This is a genomic window from Streptomyces sp. NPDC004134, assembly GCF_042874195.1.
Lineage (GTDB): Bacteria > Actinomycetota > Actinomycetes > Streptomycetales > Streptomycetaceae > Streptomyces.
On record NZ_JBIAMS010000029.1, the window covers coordinates 30,287 to 44,217 of the forward strand.

Sequence of the window (13,931 nt, forward strand, 5' to 3'; positions counted from 1 at the left end):
CCGGCCTGGCCCGGAGCGGGCCGCCGGCCGCACGGGCGACGGGCGAACCGCATGAAAGGGGGCGCCACGGCTCCCACTTCGCGTCACTTTAGCCCACTGCACCCCCCGGTCAATCAAGCACCGAAGGCGCGCCCCCGTCACGGCGGCGCGCGGGTGCCGCCCGGATTGCTCCCTGTGGGCTACCTCACCCGGGCCGGGCAAGGGCGCCCCGGCCCGGATACCGTCGTAGGCATGACGCCCGCCGAGAGCACGTCGTCCGCCGAGAACGCCGTCGCCGCCCCCACCGTCACCGACCGGCTCGTCGCCGCCAACCGCGGGTACGCGGGCGGCTTCGAGGACCCCGGCATGGATGCCAAGCCCGTCCTGCACGTCGCGGTGGTGGCCTGCATGGACGCCCGGCTCGACCTGCACGCCGCGCTCGGCCTCGAGCTGGGCGACTGCCACACGATCCGCAACGCCGGTGGTGTGGTCACCGACGACACCATCCGCTCGCTGACCATCAGCCAGCGCGCCCTGGGCACCCGCAGCGTGGTCCTGATCCACCACACCGACTGCGGCCTGCTCCGCATCACCGAGGAGTTCCGCTTCGAGCTGGAGGCCGAGGTCGGCCAGCGGCCGGCCTGGTCGGTGGAGTCGTTCCGCGACCTGGACCAGGACGTGCGCCAGTCCATCCGCCGGGTGGAGACCTCCCCGTTCCTGCTGCACACCGACGACGTGCGAGGCTTCGTGTTCGACGTGCGCACGGGGCTGCTCCGCGAGGTGTCCACGGAGCAAATCACGGCGGGCGACTGACGAAACCGGCATTCGGCAGCAAGAATGCGGGTGTGGTGGCTCCGTTACGCCCCGGCCGGGCCGGTGGCGCACGGGGCACCACGGTATCGGGGAGGGCCGGACCGCGACCGCGGCGCACGGCCCGTGCGACGGGCCGAGGAGGGCCGGTGACGACGTATGACGAGCGAGCGAGCCTCAGCGATCTGACCAGTACCGCGGACGATGTCCGGCGGTCGGTGGAGAGCGTGATCGAGGGCAAGCCCGAGGCGGTCAGGCTGTCGCTGACCGTCCTGCTCGCCGAAGGCCACCTGTTGATCGAGGACGTGCCGGGCGTCGGGAAGACCATGCTCGCCAAGGCGCTGGCGAAGTCCATCGACTGCTCCGTGCGCCGCATCCAGTTCACACCCGACCTGCTGCCCTCCGACATCACCGGCGTGAGCGTCTACGACCAGCAGAGCCGGGACTTCGAGTTCAAGCCCGGCGCGATCTTCGCCCAGATCGTCATCGGCGACGAGATCAACCGGGCCTCCCCCAAGACCCAGTCGGCGCTGCTGGAGTCGATGGAGGAGCGGCAGGTCACCATCGACACGCAGACGTACGAGCTGCCCAGCCCGTTCATGGTGGTCGCCACCCAGAACCCGATCGAGATGGAGGGCACGTACCCGCTGCCCGAGGCCCAGCGCGACCGCTTCATGGCCCGGCTGTCCATCGGCTACCCCAGCCCGGAGGCCGAGCTGGAGATGCTGGACGTGCACGGCGGGGTCTCGCCGCTGGGCGACCTCCAGCCCGTCGCGCACGCCCACGACATCGTCAAGCTGATCGACGCGGTGCGTACGGTGCACGTCGCGGACTCCGTCCGGCGCTACGCCGTGGACCTCGTGACCACCACCCGGCAGCACCCGGAGCTGCGGCTCGGCGCCTCGCCGCGGGCCACGCTGCACCTGCTGCGGGCGGCGAAGGCCGCCGCCGCGCTGGCGGGGCGGGAGTTCACGCTGCCCGACGACGTGCAGGCGCTGGCCGTGCACGTGCTCGCGCACCGGCTGCTGCCCACGGCGCAGGCCCAGCTCAACCGGCGTACGGCCGAGCAGATCGTCGCCGAGATCCTGCAGCAGGTGCCGGTGCCCGCGGCCGACATGCAGCGGCCGCCGCAGATGCCACCCGCGTACGGCGGCGGCGCGCACAGCCCGGACCCCCGGCGGTTCTGATGTCCGGCCAGCACCCGCCCGCCCCCGCCGCGCCGCCCGCGGGCCAGGACGCCCAGGCGGGCGGGCTGCGTACGGCCCTGGCAGGCACCACCACGCGCGGCCGCTCGTTCCTCGCCGCCGGGCTGGCGGCCGGGGCGTGCAGCTACATACTGGGCCAGCCCGACCTGCTGCGGGTGGGACTGCTGCTGGCCGCGCTGCCGCTGGTGTGCGCGGCCGTGCTGCACCGCACCCGCTACCGCGTCGGCGGCAGCCGCAAGCTGTCGCCCGCCCGGGTGCCCGCGGGCTCCGAGGCCCGGGTGCACCTGCGGCTGGAGAACGTCTCCCGGCTGCCCACCGGGCTGCTGATGCTCCAGGACCGGCTGCCGTACGTGCTGGGCCCCAGGCCCCGCTTCGTGCTGGACCGGGTGGAGCCGGGCGGCAAGCGCGAGGTGACCTACCGGGTCCGCTCGGACCTGCGCGGCCGCTATCCGCTGGGCCCGCTGCAACTGCGGCTCTCCGACCCGTTCGGCATGTGCGAGATGACCCGCTCCTTCAGCGCGTACGACACCCTCACCGTCGTCCCGCGCACCGAGGCGCTGGCCCCCGTCCGGCTGGCCGGCGAGGCCACGGGCTACGGCGACGGCCGGCACCGCACCCTCGCCCTGGCCGGCGAGGACGATGTCATCCCCCGCGGCTACCGGCACGGCGACGACCTGCGGCGGGTGCACTGGCGCTCGACCGCGAAGTACGGCGAGCTGATGGTCCGCCGCGAGGAGCAGCCGCAGCGCGCGGGCTGCACGGTGCTGCTGGACACCCGGCGCGACGCCTACACCGGCGCGGGCCCCGACTCGCCCTTCGAGTGGGCCGTCTCCGGCGCCGCCTCGGTCGCGCTGCACATGCTGGAGCGCGGCTACACCGTGCGGCTGCTCACCGACGGCGGCGAGCTGGGGGCCGGCGTCGACGGGGCGCTGAACTCCCGCGGCGGCGAGTCGGCCGACGCGGCGGGGATACTCCTGGACACCCTCGCGGTCGTCGACCACTCCGACCGGGACACGGTCTCGGCCGCGTACGACGTGCTGCGCGGCGGGCACGAGGGGCTGCTCGTGGCGTTCTTCGGCGAGCTGGACGAGGAACAGGCCGCGCTCGCCGCCCGGATGCGGCAGCGTACGGCCGCGGGCGTGGCGTTCGTGACGGACGCCGCGGCCTGGGAGTCGCGCGCGGGCGCGCCCGGCGGCCCGGACGGCGCGGCACCCGAGGGCGCGGAACGGGTGCGGCAGCTCCGCGAGGCGGGCTGGACGGTGCTGTCCGTACGGCCCGGAATGACGATGGGCGACCTGTGGCGGGAGGCCGGCAACCAGGCCGGCCAGCTCGCCGCGGCGGCACGCGGAGGCGAGAGCTGAGATGAGCGGACGGGCCCGGCTCACGATCTGCGCGGCGGCGGCATCCCTGCTGGCCGCCACCGCGCTGCTGCCGCTGACCGACAGGATGACCTGGTTCTTCAAGGCGATCTTCGTGGTCGTCGTGATCGGCGGCGTGGGCATGATCGCCCGCCGCATCCCGCTCGCGCGCCCGCTGACCGTGCTGGCGCAGACCGCGGTCACGGTGCTGCTGCTGACGATGCTCTTCACCGCCGACCAGGCGATCGGCGGGGTGCTCCCCAACCCCGCGGCGATCGAGGAGTTCCGCCAGCTCTTCCAGGAGGGCAGCGACGACGTCTCGCGCTACTCCATCCCGGCGCCGGTCACCGACGGCATAGAGCTGATGCTGCTCTCCGGCATCGCCGGGGTGGCGCTGCTGGTGGACGCGGTGGCGGTGACGTTCCGCAGCGCCGCGCCCGCGGGGCTGCCGCTGCTCGCGCTGTACTCCGTCGCCGCCGGGCTCAACCAGGGCGGGAGCTGGCTGACGTTCCTGCTCGCCGGCGCCGGCTATCTGCTGCTGCTGCTCGCCGAGGGGCGGGACCGGCTGGCGCAGTGGGGCCGGATGTTCGGCGGCGGGCAGTCCGTGGGCGCGCCGGGCGCCGCGGAGCCCGGGGGCGGCCGGCCGGTGGCCCCGGTGCGTACGGGCCGCCGGATCGGCGCCGTGGCGCTGGGCTTCGCGCTCGTCGTACCCGCGGCGCTGCCGTCGCTGGACGGCGGGCTGCTGGACGGCAAGACCACCGGTCCCGGGCAGGGTCCTGGCGGCGGTACGGTCACCGCGATCAACCCCGTGGTGCGGCTGCAGCAGAGCCTGAACCAGCCGGAGAACCGCGAGGTGTTCCGCTACCGCGCCGAGGACGGCGCCCAGAACCAGTCGCTGTACATGCGCTTCGTCGCCCTCGACCGGTTCGACGGCACCTCCTGGCAGCCCTCGCGCCGCAGCATCGAGGACATCCCGGACCCGCTGCCCACCCCGCAGGGCTACTCCAACAGCCAGATCAGGTCCGCGCCCCTCACGCTGAACGTACGGGCCGACGACGACTTCCGGCAGCAGTGGCTGCCGATGCCCTACCCCGCGTACCAGGTGCGCATAGGGGGCGACTGGCGCTACGAGCCGGAGGGCCGGTCCGTCGTCGGCGACGGCGGCACCACCACGGGCGGCGCCGAGTACCAGGTCACCAGCCTGCTCATGGCGCCCACCGCGCGCCAGTTGGCCACCGCGCCGGCGCCGGACCCGGCGCTGAGCGAGGAGTACACGCAGGTGCCCGACTCGCTGCCGGACGAAGTCCGCCGGCAGGCGCAGGAGATCACCCGCGGCTCGGCGAACAACTACGAGCGGGCGCTGGCGCTCCAGGACTACTTCACCACCAACTTCGTCTACGACACGGAGACCGACCTCGACGCCTCCGACCCCGAGGCGATCCTGCGGTTCCTGGAGGACAAGCAGGGCTTCTGCGTCCACTTCTCCTTCACGATGGCCGCGATGGCGCGGACCCTCGGCATCCCCGCCCGGGTCGCGGTCGGCTTCGTGCCGGGCACCGCGCAGAGCGACGGGTCGATGTCGGTGGGGCTGCAGGACGCGCACGCCTGGCCCGAGCTGTACTTCGAGGGCGCCGGCTGGACCCGCTTCGAGCCGACCCCGACCCGCGGCACGCTGCCGGACTACACGATGGAGAACCAGCCGAACGGCGGCGGCGACCCCGCGAACGAGCTGCCGGACCCCGGCAGCTCGGCGGCCCCGACCCCGACGCCCTCGGCCTCGGAGGACGAGTGCCCGGCGTCGCTGCGGCGGGTGGACGGCTGCCCGGACGACGAGGCGGCGGGCGGCGGGGCCGCGGGCCCGACGGACGGCGGGCCGCCGGCGGCGGGCATCGCGGCGGGCGCGGCCGGGCTGCTGCTGCTCCTGCTCCTCCCGTCGCTGCCGGCCATCTGGCGCGTACGGGAACGGGGCCGACGACTCCGCCCGGGTGCGGGGCCGCTGGCGGCCTGGCGCGAACTGATCGACTCCGCCTGGGACTTCGGGCTGCCGCCCGACGAGTCGCAGACGCCGCGGACGACGGCGGCGGCGCTCATCCGGTTCGGCGGCCTGGACGGCGCGGCGGCGCAGTCGGCGCTGCGGGTGGCGGGGGCGGTGGAGCAGACGCTCTACGCGCCGCGGCCGCGGCAGGTCGACGGGCTGGCGGAAGACGTACGGAGAGTGCGGGCGGCGATGGGCCGCGACGCGGGCGCGGCCGCACGGCTGCGCGCGGCGGTGGCGCCGCGCTCGTCGGTGCGGATGCTGTGGGCGGTGTCGGCGCGCTGGGCGGCGCTGACGGGGCGCTGGCGCGGGGCGCTGCGGCGCGCGGGCGCGGCGCTGCGGCCGTCGCGGCAGCGGGCGTAGGGCGCGGGAGGAAGCTGACCGGAACGGCCCCGTCGCGCGGTTGCGCGGCGGGGCCGTTCGGGTGACGGGGGCAGTGGCGGGGACGGTCACCGCGCACGTTTCGTACGGAGACGGTGCGCACTGGCCTCGTACGGAGACGTCGAGCGGGGGCTTCGTACGCCGCGCGTCGCGCGGAGTTCTCAGGGGGCACGTCTCGCGCGGAGTTCGTACGGACGGTCGTGCGCGGACTACGTCCGCGGAGGGCGTCCGCGGAGGGCGTAACGGGAATGGCACACTCCGCGAGGTGCGGTCGCCGGGGGGCCGGTCGTGCCCGGACTACGGGCACCCGGCAGGACCGAAGGGGGTACCGCGTGCTGAGAGCTCCCGCGGGCCGGGCCCGGGGAGCTCTGCACGGGGAGGGACCTGGTGGCCTAGCGTCCCTCGTCGCGGCGGCGCTGCCACCGCTCTTCGATCCTGTTCATCATGGAACGGCGCTGCCGGGTCCTGCGACGCTGCTGACCGCCCTGAGGGGCCGCGGCTTCGCCCGGCTGCTGCTGTTGCTGCTCGCCCGGGTTCGCAGTCCTGCGCCAACCGGTGACGGCGAGCACCGCACATCCCAGCATGACGAGGAAGCCCACCACGCTGACCCAGATCTGCTGCGCGACCATTCCGGCCATCAGGAGCGCGATACCCACCAGGAAACCGGCTACCGCCTGGTACACCCGACGGCGGGTGTACGTGCGCAGCCTGCTTCCCTCAAGCGCTGTCGCAAACTTGGGATCTTCTGCGTACAGCGCTCGCTCCATCTGCTCGAGCATGCGCTGCTCGTGCTCCGAGAGCGGCACGGAGTCCTCCTACTCGTCGGTCGCTTGGGGGCGACCGGGACGCGGCACCTCCAGGATAGGCAGGTATGCGCCCCCGTGAAACCCGCCCCTCTGCGCCAAATCCGCCGATCCGCGGCGCGGATCTGGGCCTGCCCGCCGTAGCAGGCCCTGACTCAGATCATACGGCGCGCCGGGGCCGAACGGGTGGCCTGTGGCCTACTGCACCTTTGCCCGCGGGCGGACCGGTTATCACTTCCGGCCGCCCAGAACATGAAGCTGCGCCGCCACCGGCTGGAACGCCGGCGACTCCGCCGCCGCCCGCTCCAGCTCCAGCAGCGCGTCGAGCGCGCCCGGCTCGGACTCCGCGAGGCCGTCGGGCACCAGGTCGGAGAAGGTGCGTACGCCCTGTACGGCCCGTACGTCCACGCCGGCGGCGGCGACCAGCCGGGTCAGCTCCTCCGGGGTGAACCGGCGCGGTACCGGGTCCGCCTCGCCCCAGCGGCCGTCTCCGCCCGTGAGCGCGCGGTGGGCGGAGGAGAAGTGCCCGGCGAGCGCGCGGGCCAGCACGGCGCCGCCGAGGCCCGCCGCCAGCACGCTGAGGAGGCCGCCGGGCCGCAGCGCGGCGACGGCGTTGGCGAGGCCCGCGGCGGGGTCGTCGACGTACTCCAGGACGCCGTGGCAGAGCACGGCGTCGTACGCGCCGGGCTCCGCGACGTCGAACAGGGCGTGGATGTCGCCCTGCACGCCGCGCACCCGGTCGGCGACGCCGGCCTCCGCGGCGCGGCGCTGCAGTCCGAAGAGCGCGTTCGGGCTGGGGTCGACGACCGTCACCCGGTGCCCGAGCAGGGCGGCGGGCACGGCGAAGCCGCCGGTCCCGCCCCCGGTGTCCAGCACGTCGAGCGCCCGGCCGCCGGCCGCGGCGTCCGCGCCCCCCTGCCCGGCGGCTCCGTGCCGGGCCAGGGCGTCCTCCAGCGCCTCCCAGACGACGGCGGCGCGCAGCGACGCGCGCGGCAGGTGGTCGTGCGGTGTCGTACGGGGCATGGAGCGCTCCTCGAAGATCGGGCGTGGCCCAGCTTAGAGGCTGCGCATCCGCGTCCCGTGCCCCAGCGGACGGACCCGGCACCGCCAGGCGGGACGGCCTCCGCGCACGCCCGCGGCCCGAACGGGGCGACGGGCGCGGCGAAGTGACCGGTGTCGCCGTCGGCGCCCGGGACCGCGAGCGCACGACGACAGGCGCAGGCGACCGCGGAAGCGGCCCGTACCGCACCCGGCGCGCGGCCCCGCCGCCGCGGGGCACGCGCCGCATCCCCGGCGGCGGTTCCCCGCGGTGGTCCGCGCGCGGGCCGGCCGGTCGGGCCGACCCGCCGGACCCGTGCCCGCCGGCCCCACGCGGCCCGCCCCGGCCGGCGCGCAGCGCCTCAGCGTGCCTCCGGGCCCGGTTGGGGACGGATCAGCGGCTGGACGACCAGCATCCGCTCGACTATGCGCGTGAACATGCCTGCCGCGCGCAGGAGATCGGCCGCCTCCTCCGCGTCGACAGCATCCCTGATGCCCGCCTCCGCGCGGGCCCGCAGCCGGGCGCCGGCCGCGAACATCGCGCTCCACTCGGCGAGTTCCGGCGCGACTTCCGGCAGCACCTCCCACGCGCTGCGGATGCGCTGCCGGCGCCGCGGGGTCGGCTCCGGCCGCCCGCGCACGGCGAGGACCGCCGCGGCAGTGCGCAGCGCGGCGAGGTGGGCCAGTGAGTAGCGCTCGTTCGCCGTCTCCATCTCCGCCGCCTCCGCCAGACCGGCGTGGGCTTGCGCGAGGAGCTCCAGCGCCGCCTTGGGCGCACTGCCCGGGCGCAGGACGGGGTGGACATCACTCGGTGGGGCGTAAGCCGGCTCGGCTGCCATGGCTTGCCTCCTGTCAGTGTCAGTCCTTCAGTCGTTCGTTCGTATGTGCCATGGTGGCGCACCCCACTGACAATCGACCTGAACTGCCCCGCTAGCTGCGACGATGCCCCCGACCACACCCTCCGCGGCAATTGCGCCGACCAGTGCCGCCCCGGGGTGGAACGGCGCCCCGGCCGGGGCGGGCACCCGTACAGACGGGCGCTGCCCCGGCGCGAAGCGATCCCCCGTCGCTCCACCACCGGGGCAGCTTCCCCCCATTTCCCCCGTTCCCCCCCGTGGGCCGGCACCGGAGTCCCGTTCCGCCACCCCGTGTCGGCGGTCCGTGGCCCCGCACTGCGTCCGTCCCACGTCCTTCACTTTGCCGTTTGTGCAGGTCGGGGCCCATCCGCTCGGATACTCAAGCAGGTATCTGAGTACGCATACTTACGACTGAGTACGCACCCCCAGCCCCGCTCGGACCCCCCGCGGGCCCGCGCGGAGCGGGGGATAAAGTCCGGGTCATGGCAGAGATCGCGGTAGTCGGGGCGGGCATGGGCGCCATGGCCGCCTCCGCGCGGCTGGCCCTCGCGGGCCACCGGGTGACGGTCCACGAGCGCACCGGCACCCACGGCGGCGGCGTACGGCGGCTGGAGCGCGACGGCTTCGGCTTCGACACCGGACCCGGGGTGCTGTACCTCCCCGCGGTCTACCGCGACCTGTTCCTCAAGACGGGCCGCCGCAAGCTGGAGAAGTGCGTGGACCTCGTGCCGGTGGACCCGGCCGAGCGGCATGTCTTCCCCGACGGCACCGCCGCCACCTTGCCCAACGCCTCCCGCGCGGGCGTCGTACGGGCACTCGACGCCGCCGCGGGACCGGGCGCGGGCGAGGCGTGGACCGCCCTGCTCGACCGGGGCCGCCGGGTCTGGGAGGCCGCCCGCCGCCCGCTCGTCGAGGAGCCCCTGCCCGCGGACCCCGGCGCGCTGGCCGCCGACCTCTACCCCGCGCCCCCGCCGCCCCAGGGGCGCGGGCTGCTGCGCCGCCTGCGCGGCCCCCGCCCGGCCCCCCCGCCCGCCACCGTGGCCGACGTCGGCGCGGGCGAACTCGGCGCGTATCCCATGCTGGGGACGATGCTCGCGCAGCACGCGCTGGCCTACGGCTTCGACCCGCGGCACGCCCCGGCGGGCGCGGCGATGCTGCCGTACGTGCAGGAGACCTTCGGCGGCTGGTACGTGCGGGGCGGCATGCGGGCGCTGGCGGACGCGCTGTACGAGCGCTGCCTGGAGCGGAAGATCGAGTTCGCGTTCGGCGCGGAGGTGGCCGCCGTCCGGGTGGGCGGGGACGGCCGGGCCGCGGGCGTCGAACTGGCCGGCGGCGGGCGGGCGGATGCCGACGCGGTGATCGCCGGGGTGCCGCGGGCCCGGCTGGCGGAGCTGGCGCCCGGCGCGTACGCGGGCGGCCGGACCCCTTCGGCGGCGCGGGACGTACCGGCGCGGATGACCGTGTGCCTGGCGCTGCGCGGCGCGCGCGACGGCGACGCCGTGCACCGTACCGTCGTGCACTCCCCGGAACCCGCGCGCGAACTCGCCTGGATCTTCGACGGCGAGCTGCCGGGGACCGGCCCGGCGCCCACCGTCACCGTGCTGCGCCCCGACGACCCCGCGCAGCGCCCGGACGAGGAGCACGAGGCCGTGACGCTGACCGCCGTCGTCCCCGCCGGGGCCTGGGCGTCCGAGGGCGGCGAGAAGGCCGCGGAGGCGTTCGCGGACCTGATGGTGGCGGCTGCCGGGCGGGCGGTGCCGGGGCTGGCGGAGCGCGTCCTGTGGCGCGAGGTGCGTACGCCCGCGGACACCGCCGCCGAGACGGGCGCCCCGGGCGGCGCGGTGCCGGGGCCCGCGCTGGCGGGGGCTGGGGGCGCGTATCTGCCGCTGCCGAACGCCACGGCCGTGCCGGGGCTCTACGCCGTCGGCGGCTGGGCGCACCCGGGCGGCGGTCTCGCGCACGCCGGGATGTCGGGGGCCCTGGTCGCCGGGCTGATCATGGAGGGCGCGGACTTCCGCGGCTCCCGCTGAGGGAGCGCGGGCGGGGCGCTGGACCGGTGGTCGGGGGCGGGTGACCGCCCGGGGTCAGTAGCGGTACTGCTGCTGCTCGTAGCCGGGGTAGCCCTGCTGCTGCGCGTACGGGTCCTCGGTGCCGAGCGGGTCCGCGTCGCGCTGCTGCGGCATCCAGACGCTGTCTCCGGCCGTCCCGGTCCCGTAGCCGTCCTGGCCGTACGCCGGCTGCCGGCCGGTGTCGTAGCCCTCGGAGTACTGCTGGCTGTACTGCTGCTGCTGCTCATAGCCGAGGTAACCGGCGCCGCCCGTGTCGTACTGCTGCCCGCCGCCCTGCGTGGAGTCGTAGTACTGCGGCGGGGCCGGGGCGGCGTACTCGGTGCCGCCGTAGGGGTCCGCGTAGCCGGCGCCCGGGTCGGGCGCGGCCGCGTCGTACCCGGCGGCGTACTGGTGCTCCGTGCCGTAGCCGCCGGTGTCCGGGTATATCTGCTGGTCCTGCCCGTAGCCGCTCGTGCCCGCGCCGTTGGTGGCGTAGCCCCCGGCCTCGTAGCCGGAGGTGGTCGCGTGGCTGCCGGTGTCGTAGGCGGAGGTCGTGGCGTGGCTGCCGGTGTCGTACGCCGACGTGGTGGCGTAGCCGCCGGAGTCGTAGGCGGAGGTGGCCGCGTAGCTGCCGGAGTCGTAACCGGCGCCGTTGCTTCCGTTTCCGTACGCGTCATAGCCGCCCGCGTACGTCTGCTGCCCGGGGGCGGCGCCCGCGAGGGCCTGGTCGTCGCCGAAGGGCGAGAACTGCGAGGTCTGTTCCTGCGCCGCGGGCGGCGCGCTCTCCGGCGCGTACGCCGGGTAGGCGGCGGCGTGCTCCGGGGGCGGCGGCGCCTGGCGGGCGTCGTACGCGCCCTCGTCGTACCCCTGCGCCTCGTAGCCGCCGTCGTAGTCCTCGTCCTCCCCGCGCCTGTTCACCGCCCAGCCGCCGGAGTAGCCGCTGCGGTAGGAGAACGTGACCTTGGTCTGTCCGACTCCGAACGCCACCACGCCCAGCCCGATCACGACGGCCGAGGGCATGAGCACGCCGAGCACCACGCAGAGGAAGCCGACGAAGGCCAGCGCGCGCCAGCGCAGCGGGGCCTTGTACTGCATCAGCACTTCCCACAGCAGCCACAGCGAGATCACGCCGAACGCGGCATAGAGGGCCAACCAAGCCAAGTCGCCCATCACGTGCCTCTCTTCCGCCCCCGCTTGGTGGTGCCTGCCCTCAGGACCGCCGGTGCAGCCCGAGGTTCTGGTAGATCTCCAGCGTTGCCGTGGAGTGGTTCAGCGTAATGAAGTGCAGTCCGGGGATTCCCTCGGACTGCAACCGCTCGCACATGTCCGTGGCGTACTCGATGCCAATGGAGCGTACCGCGGCCCGGTCGTCCTCGACCGCGAGAACCCGATCCGCCAGCTCCGGCGGGAACGTGGCCCCGCTCAGCTCGGCGAACCGCTGGATCTGGCGGGCGTTGGTGACCGGCATGATCTCCGGGATGATCGGCGTCGTGCAGCCGGCGGCGGCCACCCGGTCGCGCAGCCGCAGGTAGTCGTCGACGTGGAAGAACATCTGGGTGATCGCGTAGTCCGCGCCCGCGCGGCACTTGTCGACGAAGTGCCGGATGTCGCTGTCCCAGTCCGTGGACCGCGGGTGCCGCTCGGGGAAGGCGGCGACGCCGACGCAGAAGTCGCCCGACTCCTTGATCAGCCGGACCAGGTCCGCGGCGTACGACACCCCCTGCGGGTGCGCGACCCACTCCCCCGTCGGGTCGCCGGGCGGATCGCCGCGGACCGCGAGCATGTTGCGGATGCCGGCGTCCGCGTACTGGCCGATGACGTTGCGCAGTTCTGCGACGGAGTGGTCGACCGCGGTGAGGTGCGCCACGGGCGTGAGCGTGGTGTCGGTGGCGATGCGCTCGGTGGCGCGGACGGTGCCCTCGCGGGACGAGCCGCCGGCGCCGTACGTCACGGAGACGAAGGTCGGTCGTACGGCCTCGATGCGCCGTACGGCGTTCCAGAGGGTCCGCTCGCCCTTGTCGGTTTTCGGGGCGGCGAACTCGAACGAAAACGACTGCTTGCCGGACGCGAGCAGTTCACGAACAGTGACTGCGCGATCATTCCTGGTCGAAGCGATGCCGGTGGCCATACGCGGCAGGTTAACCGCCTGTCACCTCAGGACCCAAGACGGCCAGCTCGATTGCCCGGCCTGGACCCGGCGCCCCGGGCCGCCCGGACGACTACCGGACGTCACCGTTCCGGGCCGCGCGCAGCCGCCGTACGAACTCGCCCGCCGCAGCTCCGGGGTCCTCCGCGGCGGTGAGGGCGCGCACCACGACGACGCGGCGGGCGCCTGCCGCCAGGACCTCGTCGAGGTTTCCGAGGTCGATTCCGCCGATGGCGAACCACGGGCGGTCGGTGCCGAGCCCCGCCGCGTACCGGACGAGGCCGAGGCCGGCCGCGGGGCGCCCGGCCTTGGTGGGGGTGGGCCAGCACGGGCCGGTGCAGAAGTAGTCGACGCCGGGCTCCTCGGCCGCGGCGCGGGTCTCCGCCTCGGCGTGGGTGGAGCGGCCGATCAGCACGTCCTCGGGCCCGGCGCCCAGGAGGGCGCGGGCGGCGGGCACGGGCAGGTCGCCCTGGCCCAGGTGCAGCACGCCGGCACCGGCGGCGTGCGCCACGTCGGCGCGGTCGTTGACGGCGAGCAGCCGGCCGTGCCGGCGGCAGGCGTCGGCGAACACCTCCAGGTGCGCCAGTTCCTCGCGGGCCTCCATGCCCTTCTCGCGCAGTTGGACGATGTCCACGCCCGCGGCCAGCACGGCGTCGAGGAACTCGGGCAGGTCGCCCTGGCGCGTACGGGCGTCGGTGCACAGGTAGAGCTGCGCGGCGCCGAGCCGCGCACGGGCGTCTGCGGTGGCGCGGGCGGCGGTTCCGGCCGTCATGCGGCACTCCCCCCTCGTACGGTCCCGTACGGTCGCGGGGCCGGACCCGCGACTGCGCGCCCGGCCCCGCGAGGTTACACAGCCAGTGCCTGCGCCCTGCGCTTGACCTCCGTCCCGCGGTTCTCGCGCAGCGCCTGCGCGGGAGTCCCCGGGAGCGAGGGATCGGGGGTGAACAGCCACTCCAGCGCCTCCGCGTCGCTGAAGCCGTCGTCCTTGAGCAGCGTCAGGGTGCCGGTGAGGCCCTTGACGACCTTCCCCTCGCCGATGAACTCGGCGGGCACGTGCAGCGCGTTGTTCTCACCCCGCCGCACCGCGATCAACTGGCCTTCCTTGACCAACTGCCGCACGCGGGTCACCTCGACGCCGAGGTTCTCCGCGATGTCGGGGAGGGTGAGCCAGGAGGGGACGAGAGCATCGATCTTCGCATCAATCTCGGTCACACCCCCCAGCCTGCCATCTCGGACGGCCTGCCGGTACAGGGCAGCGCCAAAGGGAGGCA

12 protein-coding genes are annotated in these 13,931 nt (G+C 74.9%); 5 read left to right on the forward strand and 7 right to left on the reverse strand.

The genetic code is table 11. The features are described 5' to 3' along the window. Positions 1-231: 231 nt before the first annotated feature. The 4 genes from ACFYVJ_RS29105 (at position 232) to ACFYVJ_RS29120 (ending at position 5,750) form a co-directional block, all read left to right on the forward strand. Entirely contained in the window at positions 232-792 is a 561-nt protein-coding gene (locus tag ACFYVJ_RS29105; RefSeq protein WP_388897588.1) for a beta-class carbonic anhydrase, read from the forward strand. 146 nt (positions 793-938) lie between these two features. After that, complete coding sequence (locus ACFYVJ_RS29110; protein ID WP_388897591.1) at positions 939-1,976, forward strand: AAA family ATPase; 1,038 nt, start codon at positions 939-941, stop codon at positions 1,974-1,976. Beyond that, a complete protein-coding gene (locus tag ACFYVJ_RS29115) occupies positions 1,976-3,355 on the forward strand; it encodes a DUF58 domain-containing protein (protein WP_388897594.1) in 1,380 nt (459 codons plus the stop codon). Before ACFYVJ_RS29110 ends, ACFYVJ_RS29115 begins: the two co-directional genes overlap by 1 nt. A 1-nt stretch (position 3,356) precedes the next feature. Further along, complete coding sequence (locus ACFYVJ_RS29120) at positions 3,357-5,750, forward strand: DUF3488 and DUF4129 domain-containing transglutaminase family protein (RefSeq protein ID WP_388897597.1); 2,394 nt, start codon at positions 3,357-3,359, stop codon at positions 5,748-5,750. Positions 5,751-6,160: 410 nt separating this feature from the next. Here the strand turns inward: ACFYVJ_RS29120 and ACFYVJ_RS29125 are convergent, their stop codons facing one another. The 3 genes from ACFYVJ_RS29125 to ACFYVJ_RS29135 all read right to left on the reverse strand — a co-directional run bounded on the left by ACFYVJ_RS29125 (position 6,161) and on the right by ACFYVJ_RS29135 (position 8,448). After that, entirely contained in the window at positions 6,161-6,574 is a 414-nt protein-coding gene (locus ACFYVJ_RS29125; protein ID WP_047015285.1) for a DUF3040 domain-containing protein, read from the reverse strand. A gap of 228 nt (positions 6,575-6,802) precedes the next feature. Next, positions 6,803-7,594 (reverse strand): methyltransferase, encoded by a 792-nt coding sequence (locus ACFYVJ_RS29130; RefSeq protein ID WP_388897600.1) that lies wholly within the window; start codon positions 7,592-7,594, stop codon positions 6,803-6,805. 377 nt (positions 7,595-7,971) lie between these two features. After that, positions 7,972-8,448, reverse strand: a complete 477-nt coding sequence (locus ACFYVJ_RS29135; protein WP_388897603.1) for an SAV_6107 family HEPN domain-containing protein — start codon at positions 8,446-8,448, stop codon at positions 7,972-7,974. 500 nt (positions 8,449-8,948) lie between these two features. On the opposite strand from ACFYVJ_RS29135, the gene ACFYVJ_RS29140 reads away from it, so the two are divergent. Next, a complete protein-coding gene (locus ACFYVJ_RS29140; RefSeq protein ID WP_388897606.1) occupies positions 8,949-10,496 on the forward strand; it encodes a phytoene desaturase family protein in 1,548 nt (515 codons plus the stop codon). 54 nt (positions 10,497-10,550) lie between these two features. On the opposite strand, the gene ACFYVJ_RS29145 is transcribed toward ACFYVJ_RS29140, so the two are convergent. The 4 genes from ACFYVJ_RS29145 to ACFYVJ_RS29160 form a co-directional block, all read right to left on the reverse strand. Next, complete coding sequence (locus ACFYVJ_RS29145) at positions 10,551-11,684, reverse strand: hypothetical protein (RefSeq protein WP_388897609.1); 1,134 nt, start codon at positions 11,682-11,684, stop codon at positions 10,551-10,553. A 40-nt stretch (positions 11,685-11,724) separates the two neighbouring features. Continuing rightward, positions 11,725-12,642: a methylenetetrahydrofolate reductase [NAD(P)H] gene (gene metF / locus ACFYVJ_RS29150; protein WP_388897612.1), complete on the reverse strand. Its 918-nt coding sequence runs from the start codon at positions 12,640-12,642 to the stop codon at positions 11,725-11,727. A 91-nt stretch (positions 12,643-12,733) separates the two neighbouring features. Further along, positions 12,734-13,432, reverse strand: coding sequence for a thiamine phosphate synthase (gene thiE, locus ACFYVJ_RS29155; RefSeq protein WP_388897615.1), 699 nt, complete (start codon positions 13,430-13,432; stop codon positions 12,734-12,736). A 74-nt stretch (positions 13,433-13,506) separates the two neighbouring features. After that, on the reverse strand, positions 13,507-13,872 hold the full coding sequence (locus tag ACFYVJ_RS29160) for an Rv2175c family DNA-binding protein (RefSeq protein ID WP_101425007.1): 366 nt from the start codon (positions 13,870-13,872) through the stop codon (positions 13,507-13,509). Between the last annotated feature and the right edge of the window lie 59 nt (positions 13,873-13,931).

Coding starts and splice junctions, on each gene's coding strand:
- ACFYVJ_RS29130 (WP_388897600.1), bottom strand. CDS start 7,594: ATGCCCCGTACGACACCGCACGACCACCTGCCGCGCGCGTCGCTGCGC.
- thiE (WP_388897615.1), bottom strand. CDS start 13,432: ATGACGGCCGGAACCGCCGCCCGCGCCACCGCAGACGCCCGTGCGCGG.
- ACFYVJ_RS29140 (WP_388897606.1), top strand. CDS start 8,949: ATGGCAGAGATCGCGGTAGTCGGGGCGGGCATGGGCGCCATGGCCGCC.
- metF (WP_388897612.1), bottom strand. CDS start 12,642: ATGGCCACCGGCATCGCTTCGACCAGGAATGATCGCGCAGTCACTGTT.
- ACFYVJ_RS29135 (WP_388897603.1), bottom strand. CDS start 8,448: ATGGCAGCCGAGCCGGCTTACGCCCCACCGAGTGATGTCCACCCCGTC.
- ACFYVJ_RS29120 (WP_388897597.1), top strand. CDS start 3,357: ATGAGCGGACGGGCCCGGCTCACGATCTGCGCGGCGGCGGCATCCCTG.
- ACFYVJ_RS29115 (WP_388897594.1), top strand. CDS start 1,976: ATGTCCGGCCAGCACCCGCCCGCCCCCGCCGCGCCGCCCGCGGGCCAG.
- ACFYVJ_RS29145 (WP_388897609.1), bottom strand. CDS start 11,684: ATGGGCGACTTGGCTTGGTTGGCCCTCTATGCCGCGTTCGGCGTGATC.
- ACFYVJ_RS29105 (WP_388897588.1), top strand. CDS start 232: ATGACGCCCGCCGAGAGCACGTCGTCCGCCGAGAACGCCGTCGCCGCC.